At 42.8% G+C, this 18,874-nt stretch carries 17 protein-coding genes; 6 read left to right on the forward strand and 11 right to left on the reverse strand.

What is annotated here, in order from left to right:
• Positions 1 to 379 precede the first annotated feature (379 nt).
• Entirely contained in the window at positions 380 to 844 is a 465-nt protein-coding gene (locus tag V7R35_RS16630) for an RNA recognition motif domain-containing protein (protein WP_334015982.1), read from the forward strand.
• A 61-nt stretch (positions 845 to 905) separates the two neighbouring features.
• Here V7R35_RS16630 and V7R35_RS16635 read toward each other — a convergent pair whose 3' ends face one another.
• Complete coding sequence (locus V7R35_RS16635; protein WP_334015983.1) at positions 906 to 2,243, reverse strand: DUF5610 domain-containing protein; 1,338 nt, start codon at positions 2,241 to 2,243, stop codon at positions 906 to 908.
• 208 nt (positions 2,244 to 2,451) lie between these two features.
• Between V7R35_RS16635 and trmA the strand changes: the two genes are divergently transcribed.
• Positions 2,452 to 3,549, forward strand: a complete 1,098-nt coding sequence (gene trmA / locus V7R35_RS16640; protein ID WP_334015984.1) for a tRNA (uridine(54)-C5)-methyltransferase TrmA — start codon at positions 2,452 to 2,454, stop codon at positions 3,547 to 3,549.
• 103 nt (positions 3,550 to 3,652) lie between these two features.
• Here the strand turns inward: trmA and fabR are convergent, their stop codons facing one another.
• Positions 3,653 to 4,255 carry an HTH-type transcriptional repressor FabR gene (gene fabR, locus V7R35_RS16645; RefSeq protein ID WP_334015985.1) on the reverse strand — a complete coding sequence of 201 codons (603 nt, stop codon included), beginning with the start codon at positions 4,253 to 4,255 and terminating at the stop codon, positions 3,653 to 3,655.
• A 136-nt stretch (positions 4,256 to 4,391) separates the two neighbouring features.
• Here fabR and V7R35_RS16650 point away from each other — a divergent pair, with 136 nt between their 5' ends.
• The 3 genes from V7R35_RS16650 (at position 4,392) to sthA (ending at position 8,166) form a co-directional block, all read left to right on the forward strand.
• Complete coding sequence (locus V7R35_RS16650) at positions 4,392 to 5,312, forward strand: alpha/beta fold hydrolase (RefSeq protein WP_334015986.1); 921 nt, start codon at positions 4,392 to 4,394, stop codon at positions 5,310 to 5,312.
• Between the two features lie 148 nt (positions 5,313 to 5,460).
• Positions 5,461 to 6,588 (forward strand): acyl-CoA desaturase, encoded by a 1,128-nt coding sequence (locus V7R35_RS16655; RefSeq protein WP_334015987.1) that lies wholly within the window; start codon positions 5,461 to 5,463, stop codon positions 6,586 to 6,588.
• A gap of 156 nt (positions 6,589 to 6,744) precedes the next feature.
• Positions 6,745 to 8,166, forward strand: a complete 1,422-nt coding sequence (gene sthA, locus V7R35_RS16660) for a Si-specific NAD(P)(+) transhydrogenase (protein WP_334015988.1) — start codon at positions 6,745 to 6,747, stop codon at positions 8,164 to 8,166.
• Between the two features lie 51 nt (positions 8,167 to 8,217).
• Here the strand turns inward: sthA and V7R35_RS16665 are convergent, their stop codons facing one another.
• Complete coding sequence (locus tag V7R35_RS16665) at positions 8,218 to 8,523, reverse strand: pyridine nucleotide transhydrogenase (RefSeq protein WP_334015989.1); 306 nt, start codon at positions 8,521 to 8,523, stop codon at positions 8,218 to 8,220.
• Positions 8,524 to 8,667: 144 nt separating this feature from the next.
• A complete protein-coding gene (locus V7R35_RS16670) occupies positions 8,668 to 10,893 on the reverse strand; it encodes a bifunctional diguanylate cyclase/phosphodiesterase (RefSeq protein WP_334015990.1) in 2,226 nt (741 codons plus the stop codon).
• Between the two features lie 138 nt (positions 10,894 to 11,031).
• Here V7R35_RS16670 and V7R35_RS16675 point away from each other — a divergent pair, with 138 nt between their 5' ends.
• Entirely contained in the window at positions 11,032 to 11,937 is a 906-nt protein-coding gene (locus V7R35_RS16675) for a TIGR03899 family protein (protein ID WP_438823485.1), read from the forward strand.
• Here the strand turns inward: V7R35_RS16675 and V7R35_RS16680 are convergent.
• From V7R35_RS16680 to V7R35_RS16710, 7 genes are all read right to left on the reverse strand, one after another.
• Positions 11,934 to 12,680, reverse strand: coding sequence for a phosphoadenylyl-sulfate reductase (locus V7R35_RS16680; protein ID WP_334015992.1), 747 nt, complete (start codon positions 12,678 to 12,680; stop codon positions 11,934 to 11,936). The genes V7R35_RS16675 and V7R35_RS16680 overlap by 4 nt on opposite strands.
• Positions 12,670 to 14,391, reverse strand: coding sequence for an assimilatory sulfite reductase (NADPH) hemoprotein subunit (gene cysI, locus V7R35_RS16685; RefSeq protein ID WP_334015993.1), 1,722 nt, complete (start codon positions 14,389 to 14,391; stop codon positions 12,670 to 12,672). The genes V7R35_RS16680 and cysI overlap by 11 nt, the downstream gene beginning before the upstream one ends.
• Positions 14,391 to 16,214 carry an assimilatory sulfite reductase (NADPH) flavoprotein subunit gene (locus tag V7R35_RS16690; RefSeq protein ID WP_334015995.1) on the reverse strand — a complete coding sequence of 608 codons (1,824 nt, stop codon included), beginning with the start codon at positions 16,212 to 16,214 and terminating at the stop codon, positions 14,391 to 14,393. Before V7R35_RS16690 ends, cysI begins: the two co-directional genes overlap by 1 nt.
• 166 nt (positions 16,215 to 16,380) lie before the next feature.
• On the reverse strand, positions 16,381 to 17,136 hold the full coding sequence (locus V7R35_RS16695) for a TIGR04219 family outer membrane beta-barrel protein (protein WP_334015997.1): 756 nt from the start codon (positions 17,134 to 17,136) through the stop codon (positions 16,381 to 16,383).
• A 3-nt stretch (positions 17,137 to 17,139) separates the two neighbouring features.
• Positions 17,140 to 18,132 carry a DUF2333 family protein gene (locus V7R35_RS16700; protein ID WP_334015998.1) on the reverse strand — a complete coding sequence of 331 codons (993 nt, stop codon included), beginning with the start codon at positions 18,130 to 18,132 and terminating at the stop codon, positions 17,140 to 17,142.
• A 165-nt stretch (positions 18,133 to 18,297) separates the two neighbouring features.
• Entirely contained in the window at positions 18,298 to 18,660 is a 363-nt protein-coding gene (locus tag V7R35_RS16705; protein ID WP_334015999.1) for a hypothetical protein, read from the reverse strand.
• A complete protein-coding gene (locus V7R35_RS16710; protein WP_334016000.1) occupies positions 18,660 to 18,860 on the reverse strand; it encodes a PspC domain-containing protein in 201 nt (66 codons plus the stop codon). The genes V7R35_RS16705 and V7R35_RS16710 overlap by 1 nt, the downstream gene beginning before the upstream one ends.
• Positions 18,861 to 18,874 lie beyond the last annotated feature (14 nt).

The raw sequence follows: 18,874 nt of genomic DNA on the forward strand, positions 1-18,874 counted from the left end.
ATTTCGCTTTCGCGAATCACCTCTCTCGAAGTGGAAGCGCATTTTACATCGTTTATTTTCGATGTCAACCATGTTTTTAAACTTTTTATTTGTTTGAAAACTTGGTTTCGCACTCAGCTCATTGATTGCTTCGTTTTGCTTGAAGCCCCCTCAGAACGTGGAGCGCATTATAGATAGCTCACTCGAAAGATCAACAGTTAAATTGTATTTTTTTGCATTTTAATGAGTTTTTAAGCTTAACCGCTCATTTTCGCATCATTTCTTCCGATCTAATGCGCCTTTAGATTAGTTTTTTCACATTTTATTGTTCAATTTGTTACAAATGAGTAAACTATAACCAGCCTCCAACCCATAAAATAAACAATAGAAAGGTAGGTATATGAAAGTAGGCTTTATTCAATGCGCTGTTATTAGCGCTATTTTTGCAATCGCAGGTTATTTGTTATTTTCCTCTGCTAGTTTAGACGTCCATGTTCCGATCACGGTTTCAGCTGCTTTATTAATAAGTGGTATCGTTACTCCCTGGTTAGCATCACTTATTCAAAGTCCATCTTCCTCAGATGTGCGCGATCAAACAAATGAAGGATCAGTAGAAACACTTTATGTTGGTAACTTACCCTATCGCGCAAATGAAAACGCGGTTAAAGATTACTTTAGTGATTTCATCCAAGTTCAATCAGTTCGCCTGATGAAGGATCGTAAAACAGGAAAGAGAAAAGGTTACGGCTTTATAGAAGTTGTTACTAACGATCTTAATTCAGTCATTGAGAAAACAAACGACTCAATCTTTCAGGAGCGAACCCTCAAGGTTCGACCCGCTAAAGATAAAGTTGAACACGCCTAAATAAAAAGCCCGGTTAATACCGGGCTTTTTATTAGTTACTCTATTTACTAACATGCTCATATTACGCGTTATTTGGCTTGTCCGACGTTTGCTCAGTGCTGTCAGCCTGTGGAAGTCCCGCTAGTAATGTCTGATTAAACGAATGGAAGCGGTTTATTGCACTTACTAGGTCAGGCACCTGAACATCTTCCATATTACTAATTAGGCCACCAATTAACGCATTGTAATCTTCATTACTGTTCAAAGTCTTTTCGGCGTTAACAAACGTTCCCATCATCTTATCTAAATATTGAGAGATAGGACTTACTACATTACCAAACTTCGACTTATCGCTTTTCTCGTCATTATAATGTTGAATGCCTTCATAGGTCTTCAGCACCTCAGATTGTGTCGTTCTATTAAGGTTAAGCGCATAGCCAACTAATTCTTTATCATCAAAGCCTAGACTCAGCGCTTCTTCAAACGCTTTATCTATGTCACCACTATAAAATGTATCGGCAAGATCCTGCACCTGCCCTACTAAGTCAGCAATTGAATTTAGCTCGTCTTCATCAAGCTCGCCTTTCAAAGAAAAACTAATTCCGCTCTTCTCATAATATTGGTACGACGTAGTTTGTTGCGCGGCTACTGAATAGGCTGGTGCGTTTTGTCCTTCAGCATTCTCACCGTTGCTGCTCACAGTATTAGCTTTGTTCTCAGCAACAAAAGATAACTGCTGTGAAGCCTGAAAAGATCGCAAACTTTCAAAACTGAATGTTACTTCATCGCCATCTTTGGTTCTGATCAAAAGATTTCCCGATCTTTCATCAGAAGCCGCTACTGCGTTAAGGGCTGAAAGAGAGACCGCGTTAGGTGACTGTCGGCCGAATATATCAGTTTCTAAATCGTCAATTCCCGTATCAATAAGATCGCGGCTTTTTGTCATGCCCTGCTCTATCTCTTCATTCATAAAGCCAGCTAAGTCTTTTTCGGCCATCGCAAACCCACGGCTTACACCTTCTCTGGCCTGACTAAATAAACCGCTAAGCTTCTCGTCATTCGCACCACCATTTGCCGCGCCACGAATTACACCACCAACGAATTTCAAAACATTTCTCGCCACTTTCTCGAAATCAAAAAGGCTTGCCGGTTTGTCTTCAATACTTTTTGCTTTTACGTCTTGAGGCTTTTGACCGTCAAGCTCAAGTGTTTGACTAAGGCTGCTACTTACTACCTTAAGACCAATACTGGTTTGGCTACTAGACATAGTAACTTGTGCGGCCTGCTGTTTGCTGAATTCAGCTGCTTGCTGTAGCCCATCTTGCTGAAGCTGCTTTTTAAGCGCTTCGTTCGGGTGAACTGTTGCCTTTTGATCCGCCTTCGTCTCACCCATGAAAGCTTTAATTTGACCCACGTTCATAATCTGATCCTCACTATCCTCAACCAATATATCGGCAAAGAATCAATTTTGTTTAATTTTAATACACCTTTTTAATAAATGTAGAGATACCAAGGAATAACGCTAAACATGGCGTTCGCTAGTTGCAGATATTTTACAACCCACTACAATTCGCGACCTGTGCTCAAAAGCACGGCAATGTTTCTGAAGTATAGCGATGGAGAAAGGCATGAGCACAACCAGTCAAACTGACTATCAATCACAATTAGATGAAAAGGTAGAACGTCTTTCTGCGCTACTTTCACCATTTAAAGCGCCAGCGCTTGAGGTGTTTCCTTCTGCACCGATGCATTACCGTATGCGAGCGGAGTTTCGTGTATGGCATGAAGGTGATGATCTTTATCACATTATGTTCAACCAAGAGACAAAGGAAAAATACAGAGTTGATACTTTTCCACCAGCATGTGAAACCATTAATAAAGCAATGGCTGAACTGCTTGCGTTGATTAAACCGAATGATGTGCTTAGAAAGAAGCTGTTCCAAATTGATTATTTGTCTGCACTGTCTGAAGAGTTGGTGATTAGCCTACTTTACCATCGCCAGCTTGATGACGAATGGGAAGAACAAGCGCGTAAACTTAAAGCGCAATTAGAGACGACTTTCACGAAGGTAAATATCATTGGCCGCGCGCGAAAACAAAAACGCATTATCGACAACGATTTTGTCATTGAAAAGCTGCCTGTAAACGGTAAAGAGTTTATTTTCAAACACATTGAAAATAGCTTCACGCAACCAAATGCTAACGTTAACTGTAAAATGATTGAATGGGCACTCAATTGTGTTAAGCCCTTATCGGGCGACTTGCTGGAAATGTATTGCGGCGCAGGCAACTTCTCGTTACCACTCGCTATGCACTTCGATAATGTAATAGGCACTGAAATAGCGAAGCCTTCAGTACAAGCGGCTCAGTTTAATATTGAGCAAAATGCGCTTGATAATGTGAAAATTGTAAGGCTTGCTGCGGAAGAATTCACTCAAGCGATGAAAGGTGAACGTACGTTCAGTCGTCTTGAAGGCATTTCCCTAGAAGACTATAACTTTACCACAGTGCTTGTTGACCCACCGCGCGCAGGATTAGACACTGAGTCTTTAAAAATGATTCAGGATTACGACAACATTGTGTACATATCATGTAACCCTGAAACACTCGCCGACAACCTTAATTTGTTATGTGAAACACACAGCATTGCTAATGCCGCATTATTTGACCAGTTCCCTTTTACTCATCATGTTGAAGCCGGTGTTTTATTAACGCGTAAGCGTTAACAGATAGAAAATAAGAAAGAGGCGCTATAAGCGCCTCTTATCGTGCATTCTTGCTTTGTATCGCACTATTTTTTTCGCACCAAGCGATTGAAGCCGTAATAAACTAGCTTTTTGCATTCGTAGCAAAAGCGCCAATCTGGACATAACGTAGCTGCATTTTTACGCGCTCACCAATTTCGTTTCTCAACTTTTCATCGGCTTCAAGTGCCTCTGCTCCAGCACTAAACACCAACCTCACCATCGCGTCAGCTTGCAGCTGGGCACAAGAGTACTCCACACCTTGCTGTTCGATAATGTAATCGGTAAGTTCATCAATAAAGTGCTGTATCTCTCTAAACACGGCTAAACGATATGCTGATGATGTGCCGGTGTGCTCACGTAATAGTAAGCGAAACACATTCTTATTAGCTGAGATAAATTCCATAAAGGTTTCAACAGAGGTGTGTATTACACCACCGCCAGAGGCGATTCTACGTCTTGCCTGACGCATAAGCTGACGCAAAGCCAGTCCAGCCTCGTCAACGAGCGTCAAACCCAATTCATCCATATCTTTAAAATGTCGATAAAAAGACGTAGGTGCAATACCCGCTTCCCGTGCAACTTCTCTTAAGCTAATGGCAGATAGGCTTCGGTTTTCATCAAGCAAAGAAAACGCAGCATGAATTATATTTTGACGTGTTTTTAGTTTCTGTTCTTGTCGACTCACGATGACACCATTTTTAAGTTCTGCGTTAGTCTATCTCATGCTACACAAAAGAGAGAACTTTAAATTTTAAAATCGCTAGGTGTAGCTTATAAACCAAGATACAGTAAGAAAAAAGATAAAGAGAAACGTGAGCGTGATGGAAAAAGAAGCAGCCAATTTATTGCCTACACTCGAAAACTGGCTTTCTAGCGGCAGTTTTTTCTCTTTTAAATCACATCGAATTTTCTTTAAAGACGGCGGAGAAAATATACATTTAAAGGATGCGCAAAAACCTGCATTGTTGCTCATTCATGGTTTCCCCACGGCAAGTTGGGACTGGTGTAAGATATGGGATGCATTGAGCGAGTACTTTAGAGTTATTACCCTGGATATGATTGGATTTGGTTTTTCAGACAAACCAGAGTCACTTGATTACACCATACACACTCAAGCAGATATTTATGAAGCTCTATTAAAACACCTAAATATTAATGAGTGCCACTTAGTTGCCCACGACTATGGCGACTCTGTTGCACAAGAATTACTGTATCGTCACGCACACATTGAACGTAATAAACGCCGCATCACTATACATAGCGCTACGTTACTCAATGGAGGACTATTTCCTGAAAGCCATAAGCCTAAGTTTATTCAAGTATTACTAAATTCTTTTGTAGGTTCGCTTGTAGCTAAACTGGTGACCAAAAAAAGCGTAGACAAGAACATGCGTTCCATATTTGGTAAACACACCCAGCCCACTAAACAAGAACTGGAAATAATGTGGGCGTTGATAACACACAATAATGGCAAACGCGTTTTTCATAAATTAATAGGCTACATGACACAGCGCAAGCACAATCGTGAACGCTGGCTACACGCCCTAACACATGCTGTGTGCCCTATTCAATTGGTAAACGGCTGCGCAGATCCTATATCAGGTGGCCATATGGTTGCTCGTTTTGAGGAGTTAGTATCCTCAAAGCATATCGTTAAGCTTCACAATATTGGTCACTACCCGCAAATTGAAGCACCAAAAGAAATTGCCCAAGCTATCATCTCTTTCATAAACAACAACTAATCAGAAAAGCGCGTTTAATGAGCGCGAAAACTGGCAATTACACTATAATTAAACTTTACACATGTAAGCAGAACTTATCTTGGTTTTGCTTGCCTGAGAACGTGTAAAACGATAAATTAGCGAACAGTTGTAAGCCAAGTTGTATAAAATGAAAAAACCTCCTCTTATCTTAACGAATGTGCTGGTATTTATAATATCTGGCGCGATTGCATTTATTGGTGTTCCGCTTTGGGTGGCATACCAAGGTATAGACTGGGCGGAAATCGGTACCGCACTGTTTCTTTTTTACTTTACCGGCATGTCGATTACCGCAGGCTATCACCGTTTATGGTCGCATAAAACCTATGATGCCAACCCCGTTGTGCGAGTTGTGCTAGCAATTGGTGGAGCAATGGCGCTGCAAAACAGTATTTTGCATTGGTCTTCTGACCACCGTATTCATCACCGCCATGTTGACGACAATGACAAAGATCCATACTCAGCGAAAAAAGGGTTATGGTTTGCCCATATAGGTTGGATGTTACGAGAGTATCAAGCTAAACGTTATGACGACTACAGCAACTGCAAGGATCTTCAAAAAGACAAAGTTGTTATGTGGCAGCACAACCACTATTTGCCAATTATGCTAATTGCCAACTTTGGCATAACTGCCTTTTTAGGCTATCTGAATGGCGATGTGCTGGGCATGATATTAATTGCAGGCGTGTTACGCCTAGTGCTTGTGCATCACGTAACCTTCTTCATTAATTCGTTAGCCCATTTCTGGGGTAGCCAGCCCTATACCGATAAAAATACGGCGCGTGACAATGGTGTGCTTGCGTTCTTTACTTTCGGTGAGGGATATCACAACTACCACCATATTTTTGAATATGACTACAGAAATGGTATTCGCTGGTATCAGTTTGATCCGACAAAGTGGTTAATTAAAGGACTATCACTTGTTGGGCTCACAACTAATTTACGTAAAGTTCCTGAAGAGAGAATTGAAAAGGCGCTTGCAGCCATGCAACTTCAGCGAGCTAGTGAGCAAGTTTCAGTCTTGCCTAACGCTGAAGAAATGATGAAAACGATTCAAGACGAATATGATTTGCTTATGCAGCGCATGAGCGAGTATTACGCCACGAAAAAGCGCGTGATGCGGATTAAAAAGAAAACCCTTAAACGCAGTTTGGAGGGGCTTGAACTCGCATACAAGTATAAAGAACTTAAACACGCGTTCGCTGTTCAAAAAGAGAAGTGGGTCCAATTACAAAGCTTGTCGTTGCAAATGGCATAAATTAACGCGTGGATCCGCGCTGTTTAAATATTATCAAGAAACCACATAAGTGTCTGCTTATGTGGTTTTTTTATATAAGACTAGAGTTGGTATTACAGAGTTTGTAAGGTAGTACTATAGTTACCACAATATATGCAGAACATTGAGGAAAGTTGTATGGCGACAAAACAGAAGTCAAAAGCACCGTCTTATCATTACGATGCCATTGTCATTGGTACAGGACCTGGCGGTGAAGGTGTTTCAATGCAGCTTGCAAAGGCAGGCAAAAAAGTCGCCATTGTTGAACGGTACGAGGCTGTTGGAGGTGGCTGTACGCATTGGGGAACTATCCCGTCAAAAGCTCTGCGCCATTCGGTAAGCCGTTTAATTGAATACAATACATCGCCTTTATTTGCTGATAACCATTTAAGTAAAAGCCTTACGTTCTCTGACATTATGCGCCATGCAAGTGGTGTGGTTAAAAGCCAAACCCGCCTGCGTTCATCGTTTTACGATAGAAATCGCGTTACCTTGTTTCACGGTGAAGCCAGTTTTATAGATGCACATACTCTTGAGATAACGCGTGAGGATGGTTCGAAAGATATTGTTACAGCCGAGCAAATTGCAATTGCCACAGGCTCACGTCCATATTGCCCCAAAGATATCGACTTTAATCACCCGCGTATCTATAACTCAGACACTATTTTGTCGCTTAATCACGATCCTAAATCGATCATCATTTACGGAGCAGGTGTTATCGGCTCTGAATACGCCAGCATCTTTAGAGGCTTAGGCGTAAAGGTAGATCTGGTAAATATGCGCGACAGGTTGCTGTCATTTCTTGATACCGAAATATCAGATGCACTTAGTTATCACTTATGGAACAACGGTGTCCTTATACGTCATAACGAGGCGTATTCGTCGGTAAAGGCTACCGACGACTCAGTTATTCTCAATCTTGATTCTGGTAAACGCATGCGTGCAGATTGCCTATTATTCGCAAACGGTCGAACAGGCAACACTGACACATTAAAACTTGAGAACGTAGGTATTAAAGCAGACAGCCGTGGACAGCTTAGAGTAAATGAAAACTACCAAACAGATGTTGATAACATTTATGCAGTAGGTGATGTAATAGGCTATCCCAGTTTAGCATCAGCAGCTTACAACCAAGGTAGGTTTGCAGCAGAAGCCATGCTTAACAAAAAGACGCACGCCGAACTGGTTGCCGACATTCCATCTGGTATATACACCATCCCTGAAATAAGCTCTGTTGGTAAAACTGAGCAAGAGCTTACCGCTGCAAAAGTGCCGTACGAAGTGGGTCGAGCGCAATTTAAGCATTTGGCACGGGCTCAGATTGCCTCTACCCAAACAGGAAGCTTAAAGATCTTGTTTCATCGAGAGACAAAAGAAATTCTTGGGATCCATTGTTTTGGTGAGCGTGCATCTGAGATCGTCCACATTGGGCAAGCAATAATGCAACAAAAAGGTGAAGGCAATACGATTGATTATTTCGTTAATACCACGTTTAACTACCCTACTATGGCTGAAGCGTATCGTGTAGCTGCTATAAACGGATTGAACAGAATTTTTTAACGGGCACAAAAAAGCCGGCGATGAAGCCGGCTTTCAAAACGATTGACTCGCTTAGTTGCGGTTAGCTGCTAGCGCATTTAGCGCGTCTTTGTGAGCTACCACATCAATATGCATTTTTTCCTGATCGAAAGTCATTGTTGCAATGGCATAATCGCCCTGACTCTCGCTCGCTAGATCGATGAGCTTTGTTTGTGCATCACGGAAACGAATGTTAGTGCTGATTTTGTCAGCCATACATTGGTTATTCATTTCGAATGTTTTCGCATCCATGCAATCGAAAAGCTGGTTACTGCCAGATTCCGCATGCGCAATACCAAATGCAGCTGATAATGCTAAACCAATTACTACTTTACGCATGTCTATTCTCCTGTATTACAGTACGTCACTGTTGTGTAAATATACTGTATATACGCCGAACAGTCAATTCCGATCATACTTTTGTGACAGAAGTATTACAGTGTGAAATATTTAGCGAAAAATTCGAAAAAATATGACAGTGCGCTATTTCTGAGATTCTAAGAATGCTAGCAGCTCTGCAAAGGGCATAGGTTTAGCATACAGGAAACCTTGCGCCTCGTCGCATCCAAGCTTAATCATATAGCTAGCTTGCTCTCGTTTTTCTACACCTTCGGCAATAGTGAGCAGACCCAATTTATTACCTAGCGTTACAATGGTTTCTGCTAATACAGCGCTAGCGCCTGGCTTAACATCTTTAACAAACGAGCGATCCACTTTTAGTCTGTCTAAAGGTAGCTGTTGTAGATAGCTCATTGAAGAGAAACCGGTTCCAAAATCGTCAATCGCTATTTGAACGCCGTGTTCCTTTAACGCTCGAAGTGCATCTATCACTATTTGTGGTTCATCCATAACCACGCTTTCGGTAATCTCTAGTTCTAACAAGCTAGGGTCACATTCTGCTGTAGACAGCGCAAGCTTGACCTTTTCAACGAATAAACGATCGCGAAACTGAGGAATAGAAATGTTTACCGCCACGCGCAAATGTCCGTAGCCAAGCTCCTTTAATTTTTGCAGACGACTGCACGCTTCTTCTAACACCCATTCGCCAATATCGACAATGAGTCCCGAATATTCAGCTAAAGGTACAAAAACTGCAGGTGAAATAAAGCCGCCATTACCGTCTGGCCAACGTAATAATGCTTCCATACCCACAACTTGCTCATTTAACAGATCGACCTGCGGCTGAAACCACAATTCCAACTTACGAGCAGCAAAATCGCTTCGCAAACGGCGGATCATATCTAAACGCCATGTTGTCTGATCCTCAATATCCTTTGCGTAAAACTCGTAATTATCGGTAAGGTTTTTCTTCGCTCTATTAAGTGCAATGTTGGTACGTTTTAAAATCTCAATACCAATATTGCGCTTTTTGTCCAATCGACAAAATCCGATGGTGACATTAACTGGCAACGTGTGATCTTCAACAACAAAGGTCGAGCTAAAAAGTTCATTGATAGATTCTGGATTAACCACTGCTTCTGGTCCGATTAAACCAAATACGTCAGCGCCAATTCGGCCTTTTTTCACCGAGTCGTCAAAAGAACTTAAGAAACGATCGCTTATCGCACGTAAGAGATCATTCCCCACTTCTTGGCCTAAACCATCATTGATATCTGAGAAGTGGTTAACATCAATAAGCGCCACACAGCAGTCTTCACAAGCAAAGATATGAGGTTTATCTAGCATGTTGATAAACTCATTGCGGTTAGGTAGACGGGTTAGCCAATCTCTAAATGCGGCATTACGCAGCTCGTGAAAGAGGTTTACGTTTTCGTACCCAACGGAGATACTGGATAAAAAGACTTCTAATAAATGCTTGTCGAGTTCATTTATTTCGTGGGTTTGGCGAACAAACACCGCGGCCTCAAAGCCTGCGCGGCTGATAAAGAGAACAGAAAAATTGTGCTCAAAAATATGTTTTTTTAGTCGTAAGCAACGCGCTATGTTCTCAGCAATTTCAGCACTGTTAAGCTCTTGGATTGGTTTGTTGATGAACTTCGCATATTCCCCTGCTGCACCGAGTACATAAACATCTTCATCTTCTCTATCGATCAAGGACCCAGCTCTAGCGCACAGCAGCCCTTCTGAATCCAAACCAATCAACGAGCTAATTTGCGTTACTACACCTTCACAGAAGGCTTTTACAGAGTGTTCTTCAAACAAATTAGCCGATGAAGCAATAATTTTTTCAAGACCAGTTCGGTTTTGACTAATAGTGACAATTTGTTGATAAGAACGCAGCGAGGAAATGATGGTGGTAAGGAGTTTAGCGCGAGTCAGTTCAGTCTTTGTTTTGTAGTCGTTTATGTCATAAAGCTTGATAACTTGCTCTTCCGGTGCGTAACCGGGCTGGCCCGTTCGCAGAATGATACGCGGCTCTAGCAGATTCATGTCTTCGCGAATATATTTTACAACTTCAAATCCGGCATCGTCTGTCTCCATTACCACATCAAGTAAAATAATGGCTATAGTACTGCCGTATTCATGAAGCAGTTCTTTGGCTTGTTTCGCCGAATAGGCGTGAATGAAGTTGAGTTTGCGGTCGTTTACGACAAGGTCAGCCAACGCTAAGCGTGTTACTGTATGAATTTCCTCATCGTCATCAACAATAAGCACATTCCAGTCTTTACCTAGCACAACATGTTCATCTGTCGAACCATCATCCTCTAAAAAGATGAGTTCGTCGTTATCGTAATCCATTGCCGACATTACCACTTAGTTTCCTCAAAACATACAATATAAGAATGCGCTACTCATTGTATAAAGGCAACGATTACATTGATAAAAAAGTGACGCAATGCAATAGTGCTCCTACAGAAATTTGCAATCAAAAACATATTATCGGTCATGAAGATTACACCCCAACCTTTTTCGCCTGAGGTAAGAAAAACCGAAAAACCTCTCGAAAAGCCGGTGACACAACACGCTGATAAGCCTACAGCAGAACAAACCAGTAGTGCAGCTAGGCTTGATACAAGCCGCCAGCGCATGCTCTCTTGGTTCGCAAGGGTAGGTATAAGCCCTTCTATGCTGTCGCCCGACCCCAAAAAACAAAAACATGCTTTAGAACGCAGAAAACAAATTCTAGAAACACAGAAAGCGAGTAATCTTCAAGCTGTATTAAATATAGCACTAAATGTGACAATTGATGAACAAACTGTAGACAATCTTGACCCAGATTGGTTCTTTGCATTTAGCACTATGGCTGAAGAGATTTACAGTAGACCCATGCAAGAGCTATGGGGAAAAATTTTTGCAGTGGAAGTAGCGCGTCCAGGAAGCTTTTCTCTGCGTACACTGCAGTTATTGAAGACGCTTACTCACCGAGACGCACAGGTTTTTACTAAAGCGGCCAATGTAGCAAGCAAGCGAAATAGTGACGCTGTACCAAGAATTTTGGTTGGCTATCACCGAAGAAAAGGCTTTTTTTCGCTCCTTAGAAAACACCATCCTGAGCAAGTTAATCTGAGCACCGTTGGCCTAAGCTACCCAGACCTTTTGGCACTTCAAGAAATGAAGTTGATTTATGCCAGTGAAATTGAAAGTGGTGAGTATCAAGAAGGTCAGAAAGTGACGCTTCGATGTGTGAACGAGAATATCAGCCTTACATGCAAAACGGCGGGCGTTGCCCTTGTGTACTACAAGTTCACGCCTGTTGGCAGTGAACTTTATAAGTTAGTGGGTAAATCGCCCAACGACAATTACATTAGCGCCATAAAATCGGTGCTAAATGAAGTGTTTGTGGTGGGCTAGATACCATCGCCGAACTCGTGAAGTCCACACTCTCTTTTTAATCCAAAGAAACGCGTGTCTTGCTCACTCATACCTTCTTGAAGTGACTGTGTGGTATGCCAATCACCAATTGACACATAGCCTTGTTCCCAAAGTGGGTGATAGTCAAGGTTATTGTCTTTTAAGTAGTAATGCAGGTCTTTGTTGCTCCAGTCAATAATAGGGTACAGCTTGAACTGATTACCTACCTTTTGTAGGACTGGCAACTTACCGCGTGTATCCGACTGACTACGGCGCAAGCCTGCAAACCAAGTGCCGACATTAAGATCTTTTAGCGCACGCTGCATTGGCTCAACTTTGTTCATCTTGTTGTATTGCTCGATACCTTCTATGCCCTTCTCCCACAGACGTCCGAAGCGCGCTTCTTGCCATGCCGATGACATATCGGCGCGGTACACGTGCAGATTAAGTTTCAAGCTGTCGACCAATTTGTCGATGAACTGATACGTTTCTGGGAACAAGTAACCGGTGTCGGTAAGTACAACCGGAATATCGGGTTTAGCCTGCGTTAGCATGTGTAGCATGACTGCCGATTGAGCACCAAAGCTCGATGAAACAATATGCGTGTCCGGCAAGTTTTCTAGTGCCCATGCAACACGCTCTTGAGCAGACATGCTCTCAAGTGTTTCATTGATATCAGCAAGTGCTTCCTTGCTGATATCTAACGACAGTGGTTGCTGACTTACTGCTGTATTATGCGTCATAGAAATCCCGTGCGGAGTCTACTACCGGTTTAACAACACCCGCGCGCACTACAAAATCACCAAACGCTTCACCTTCGTTACGCTCTTTGGCCCATTGACCAAACAACGTATCCAGCTCAGCCATGATTTCTTGCTCGCTGATGTTTTCACGATACATACGAGGAATACGCGTTCCCTCTCTGTCACCGCCTAAGTGCAGGTTATATTTACCCGGGCCTTTGCCCACAAGTCCAACTTCAGACAACATTGCTCGACCACAACCATTAGGGCAGCCTGTCACGCGAAATACCACGCTGTCTTCAGCTAAACCATGCTTAGCTAATAAACCTTCAAGCTCAGTTACAGCGTCAGGAAGATAGCGCTCTGCTTCGGCCATCGCTAGTGGACATGTAGGTAATGCAACGCATGCCATAGAATCTAAGCGTTGGTTAGACACTTCTGGTGCAATTAAGCCGTGCTCTTTTGCTAAAGACTCAATAGTGTCTTTATGCTCTGGTGCAACGCCCGCAATAATTAAGTTCTGGTTTGCCGTTAGACGGAAATCGCCCTTGTGAATTTTGGCAATTTCAGCACAACCCGTTTTTAGTGTTTTACCTGGGTAATCTAAAATACGGCCGTTTTCAATAAACACCGTTAAGTGATAGTTGCCATCGATGCCTTCAACCCAACCGAAGCGGTCGCCACGGCTTGTGAATTCGTATGGGCGACTGTCTTGGAACGTCACACCAGCACGTTTTTCAACTTCAGCTTTAAAGTTATCAACGCCAACACGCTCAAGGGTGTACTTGGTTTTCGCGTTCTTACGGTTTACACGGTTACCCCAATCGCGTTGTGTAGTAACAACAGCAGCAGCAACATCTAACGTGTTCTCTAGTGGGATAAAACCAAAATCACTCGCTTTGCGAGGATAGGTACTCTTGTCACCATGGGTCATTGCTAAACCACCACCTACTAACACGTTAAAGCCAACAAGCTTTCCGTTGTCAGCAATAGCTACGAAGTTAAGATCGTTAGCATGAACATCAACATCGTTTTGAGGTGGAATAACAACCGTGGTTTTAAACTTACGCGGTAAGTAGTTATCACCCAAAATTGGCTCAACGGGTTTTTCTGTTGTTTCTATCTTCTCACCGTCCAACCAAATCTCGGCATAGGCACGCGTTTTTGGTAGCAAGTGTTCACTTATTTTCTTCGCCCATTCGAATGCTTCTACATGCAGCTCTGTTTCAACCGGGTTAGAAGTACATAGTACGTTACGGTTAACGTCACCTGCAGTCGCAATACTGTCGATACCCGCTTTATTTAGCATTTGGTGCATCGACTTAATTTTGGGCTTCAGTACGCCGTGAAACTGGAATGTTTGACGCGTAGTTAAGCGAATACTGCCGTAAATAGTGTGGTCGGCGGCAAATTTGTCGATAGCTAACCACTGATCGGGAGTAATAACGCCACCCGGCAAGCGGGCACGAAGCATCACATTGTGCAGTGGTTCTAGTTTTTGCTTTGAACGCTCGGCACGAATATCGCGGTCGTCTTGCTGATACATGCCGTGAAAACGAATAAGCTGGAAGTTGTCAGCGGTGAAGCCACCAGTAAGATCGTCTTTTAAGTCGGTAGTAATCGTGCCGCGCAAATTATTACTTTCACGCTTTAATCGCTCGTTGTCAGCCAGTTTGCCCTCAACGATAAATGGTGATTTTTCGTTACTCATTAATAGACATCCTTCTGATAACGCTTCGCTTTACGTAACTCTACAACATAGGCTTTTGCATCAGCCTCTGACTTACCACCGTGCTCTTGAATAATAGCAATCAGTGCGTTTTCAACATCCTTAGCCATATACATAGCATCTCCACACACATAGAAATGTGCGCCTTGCTCAAGCCACTCGTATACTTCCTTACCGTTTTCAAGTAAGCGATGTTGAACGTATACCTTTTCTTCTTGGTCACGCGAAAACGCTAGCGTAATTTTGTCTAGCAGGCCGTCTTTAACATAGCCTTGCCATTCAACTTGATATAAAAAGTCTTGAGTGAAGTGCGGGTTACCAAAGAATAACCAGTTTTTACCTTCAGCTTCTTGTGCATCACGCTCTTGCATAAATGAGCGGAATGGCGCAATGCCCGTTCCCGGACCCACCATGATTACAGGCGTATTTGGATCGGCAGGAAGACGGAAGTTGTCGTTGTTTTCAACGAATACATCCACTTCACCATTCTCTTCTAAATATTCACATAAGAAACCTGATGCGCCGCCTTGATGACGGTGACCAAAGGCTTCGTAGTCGACATGTGCAACCGTTAAATGAACTTCTTCTTCAACTTCCGCTTGGCTTGACGCTATAGAGTACAAGCGAGGCGTTAACGGACGAAGCGCATCTACCAGTTGTTGCTCTGAGAGCTTGCCTGGATGGTCTCGCACGATATCAATGATTTGGCGTTCCGCCATATACGTGCGAAGCTGCGCCTTATCTTCCATTAATGCAGCCAGACCTTCAGAGCCAGTAGCCGCTTGATATGCCTTAATGAAATTTGGATAGCTAAGCGTAAGTTCAAGCTTTGATGTAAGTGCTTCGGTAAGTGTCATGGTAGATTCAGCCACAACCACTTCAGCATCACCATTAAGCGACAGAACATTCAAAAACTCAGAAACCAACGAAGGGGCATTTTTAAACCACACGCCCAAAGCATCGCCAGGCTTATAGGTAATACCCGAGTCTTCTAGGCTAATTTCAATGTGGCGGATGTCCTTTACCGAGTCTCGGCCTGTAATTTTTTGCGCGTCGATAAGTGTGGCTTTGAACGGCGCTTTTTTGGTGTAAGTTTGTGCAGCTACACCCTGAACCGCAGCGCCCGTTTGTGCTGCTACAGCTACTTGGGTAGACGCACTAAAATCACCTTTCAAAGACTCGATTAGCTTATTAAGCCATGCTTCGGCTTCAGCTTCGTAATCAACATCACAGTCTAGACGTTCCACAATGGCCTGACCGCCAAGCTTGCCTAGACGCTCATCAAAGTCTTTTCCTGTTTGGCAGAAAAACTCGTAGCTGCTATCGCCTAAGCTTAGTACTGCATATTTTGTACTGGCTAATTTTGGCGCTTTCTTACTGGCTAAAAATTCGTGTAATTCAATCGCGTCGTCAGGCGCGTCACCTTCACCATGGGTACTTACAAACACGGCAACATGCGTTTCGCTTTTCAAACTACGAGGCTTGTAATCGGCCATGCTTACCAGCTTACTGTTAAACCCAGCTTCCTCTGCCTTAGCTTGACACTGTGCAGCTACGCCTTTCGCGTTACCTGTTTGCGAGCCGTATAAAATAGTAAGCGTTGGTGCGTCGCCAGCAGGTGCTGAAGCAACTTGAGCAACGGGTGCTAAAGCACCACCTTGTGCCGCTGCCATACCCGCAGCATAACCACTTACCCATGTAAGTTGATCACGATTTAGTCCTGCAATGGCCTGCGTAATTGCATTCCATTGTTGGTCGTTTAATACTGCGCCTGGCGCTGAATTAGAATTAGAATCTTGTGACATAGTCTTTTAGCCTTTTATCGATGGCGCTAAGGCTAACGGCTTTCTACAAGAAGAGAAAAGAATAAATGAAACTTTTTTATTACTGAAAGTGCTTAAAAGCGTCATTGAAATAAAAAAGGCGTGAACTGTCAGACAGTCACGCCTTTTGTCGAATGCTTGAAATAGCTTAGAAATGCAGCTCTAGACCTGCAAACACGCCATCAAATTCCATGTCAGCGTATACATCGTCTAGGTCCTCAATATCTACCGTTACATTTCTGTAACCCACTTGTAAGGTCATATTTACTGCTAAGCTTTCGATAAAAGAATATTGAACAGCCGCTTGATAATCGCTCAGCTCATGGTCATCGAACGATAAATAGCTCCCCTCGAAGTAAGCTGATAAACCGGTAAACGGTAAACCTAACTGCACCTTAGAGTATGCCATTGGCACAACGCCAGAGAACTCAACTTGTCCTTGAGTGTCGCTAGCTGGATCGATTACAAACAAAGAGCCGTCGATGTATTTGCCGTTAATACCTAAATCAAAGCTTACTAGGTCGTTATCAAAAAGCTCGTAGTACAAAATGAAGTCGGTTGAATCAATTTCTACGTCACCATTAATGCGAGTGTTCGCTGTATACAACTCACCATCAAACGTGAAATTTGTGGTTAATACTGTAGAACCGCTGTTTTCCAATGTTGTATGGTTCACTTTTACATTCGGTAGAAAAGGCACAGGGTGCTCAACAGCAATATATACAGACGTATTGTTTTCGTCATCGAAATTAAAGTCGGTAGTATTATTGCTGTCAGCAAAGCCACCCGATGTATCGGTTTGCCATGTTTGTGCACCAACATACACACCAGCGATAGTATCGGCCTGAGATGCAGTAGAAATCAATGCGCATCCAAGTGCAGCAGCTAGAAGACCTTTTTTCATTAATTATCCTTGATTGAGCAGTTCTGAAAGTTCAATTAAAGCGGCATTTGCTCGAGAAATATAGTTTGCCATTACTAACGAGTGATTAGCTAACATACCAAAGCCGCTTCCATTTAATATCATTGGGCTATATACCGTTTGCTGAGTGGCCTCAAGTTCTCTTATGATTTGCTGAAGACTAACAAGCGCATTTTTGTCTTCAAGTACGTCATAAAACTCAATTTCCACTGCTTTAAGAAAATGAAGCAGCGCCCACGTTGCACCACGTGCCTCGTAAAAATTATCGTCTAGCTTCCACCAGCTGGTTTGCACTACACGTTGACTCGCCATAGGCGTAGAACGTCGAGCTTTAGCGTCACCGGCTAAGTCAGTGTTAATTCTAGCAGATCCTACGCTTGCGCTTAGTCTTTGTGAATAGCTGCCTAAGCGTTTTTCGACTTGCTTTAGCCATTCGCGCAAATTATCGGCACGGGTGTAAAACTGACTATCTGAATTACGGGTATTAGCAAGCTCGTCTCTGTATTGCTTTAACAGTTCGATACCGTCTGAGTAGCTGGACTCTGAAGATGGCAACGCCCAGCTTTTATGGTCCATGTTGAATTTAGGGTGTGCTTTCGTTAAAAACACATTCTCGATAGATTGCGATTGCGAGCGACTGAAGTCTTTACGCATAGATAGGGCGAGGTCGCGCACCATTTCTAGGGCACCGAATTCCCATGCAGGCATGTTATCTAGGAAGATGCCGGGAGGTGTAATATCATTTGATAAATAGCCGCCTGGCTTATCAAGCAGGGTTTCAGACACGTCTATCATTGTTGTCGTGATTGTATACCCAGCAATGCTTGTTGGATTTTCAACAGTCGAGTTCTCGGCCAAACGTTTTCTTACATCGAAAGTATCTGGCGACATGCTCCAGAACCAACCTACAAGCCAGAAAAGAACAATAATTATCACAGCGACAACTGCTATCCATTTTGCATTCAATGATTGTCTCATATCTACACCAACCTTCCTTCTAAATAACAAATAGCTGGCCTAAGGCCAGCTATAAGTGTTTCTTTGTACATGATAATTGCGAAACCTTTGTGACGAAATAAAAACCACCGTCAACAAACAACACCTTATCACAACTTAAATTAACTTATGTACTACTACTGATTGCTATACATTGTGGTGGTTAAAGGTGCCATTTTGCTGATTATAGCGGTTTGCGTTTCTGTTCTTTAGCGCATAAAGCGCAATGGCAATAATAATCATTGGCCAAAAGGCGCTAAAGCCAACGGCCAACAGTGCGATAACGCCAACACCTAACCCAACAAAAATAGTACCTAAAACACTCACCGCTACAACGAAGCCTACGATGGCAAGTATTACCCCCACTAAAGACAATACGGCCATACTTTCCCAAGGGCTCAGAAGTTCGTCTGACATTACAATGTGCATACCCAAAAAATCATCAACCAAACTGCCTAAACAGTTCACTAAAACAATGGCAATAACCAAAGCAAGAAGAAAGTTTTTCATTACACCATCCTCGGTAGAAGGATAACGGCCGCGATGTAAGCAACAAGCGTAATAGGTGTTGCAATAAACAAACTCACAATTGCCGCTGCTCTTACCCAAACCGCATCAATATCAAAGTAACGTGCAACACCTGCACAAACACCCGAAATAACACCTGAATCTAAATCTCTATATAGTCGTTTTTGTGTTGGCATTTTCATTTTATGTCTCTCCA

This window comes from Alteromonas sp. S167 (assembly GCF_036864375.1).
Classification (GTDB): Bacteria; Pseudomonadota; Gammaproteobacteria; order Enterobacterales; family Alteromonadaceae; genus Alteromonas.

Excerpts from the sequence above, each read along its gene's own strand:
- cysI (WP_334015993.1), bottom strand. The coding sequence starts at position 14,391 with ATGAGTAACGAAAAATCACCATTTATCGTTGAGGGCAAACTGGCTGAC.
- V7R35_RS16630 (WP_334015982.1), top strand. The coding sequence starts at position 380 with ATGAAAGTAGGCTTTATTCAATGCGCTGTTATTAGCGCTATTTTTGCA.
- sthA (WP_334015988.1), top strand. The coding sequence starts at position 6,745 with ATGGCGACAAAACAGAAGTCAAAAGCACCGTCTTATCATTACGATGCC.
- V7R35_RS16675 (WP_438823485.1), top strand. The coding sequence starts at position 11,032 with ATGAAGATTACACCCCAACCTTTTTCGCCTGAGGTAAGAAAAACCGAA.
- V7R35_RS16635 (WP_334015983.1), bottom strand. The coding sequence starts at position 2,243 with ATGAACGTGGGTCAAATTAAAGCTTTCATGGGTGAGACGAAGGCGGAT.
- V7R35_RS16655 (WP_334015987.1), top strand. The coding sequence starts at position 5,461 with ATGAAAAAACCTCCTCTTATCTTAACGAATGTGCTGGTATTTATAATA.
- V7R35_RS16700 (WP_334015998.1), bottom strand. The coding sequence starts at position 18,132 with ATGAGACAATCATTGAATGCAAAATGGATAGCAGTTGTCGCTGTGATA.
- V7R35_RS16680 (WP_334015992.1), bottom strand. The coding sequence starts at position 12,680 with ATGACGCATAATACAGCAGTAAGTCAGCAACCACTGTCGTTAGATATC.
- V7R35_RS16695 (WP_334015997.1), bottom strand. The coding sequence starts at position 17,136 with ATGAAAAAAGGTCTTCTAGCTGCTGCACTTGGATGCGCATTGATTTCT.
- trmA (WP_334015984.1), top strand. The coding sequence starts at position 2,452 with ATGAGCACAACCAGTCAAACTGACTATCAATCACAATTAGATGAAAAG.
- V7R35_RS16665 (WP_334015989.1), bottom strand. The coding sequence starts at position 8,523 with ATGCGTAAAGTAGTAATTGGTTTAGCATTATCAGCTGCATTTGGTATT.
- V7R35_RS16705 (WP_334015999.1), bottom strand. The coding sequence starts at position 18,660 with ATGAAAAACTTTCTTCTTGCTTTGGTTATTGCCATTGTTTTAGTGAAC.
- V7R35_RS16650 (WP_334015986.1), top strand. The coding sequence starts at position 4,392 with ATGGAAAAAGAAGCAGCCAATTTATTGCCTACACTCGAAAACTGGCTT.
- V7R35_RS16690 (WP_334015995.1), bottom strand. The coding sequence starts at position 16,214 with ATGTCACAAGATTCTAATTCTAATTCAGCGCCAGGCGCAGTATTAAAC.
- V7R35_RS16710 (WP_334016000.1), bottom strand. The coding sequence starts at position 18,860 with ATGAAAATGCCAACACAAAAACGACTATATAGAGATTTAGATTCAGGT.
- V7R35_RS16670 (WP_334015990.1), bottom strand. The coding sequence starts at position 10,893 with ATGTCGGCAATGGATTACGATAACGACGAACTCATCTTTTTAGAGGAT.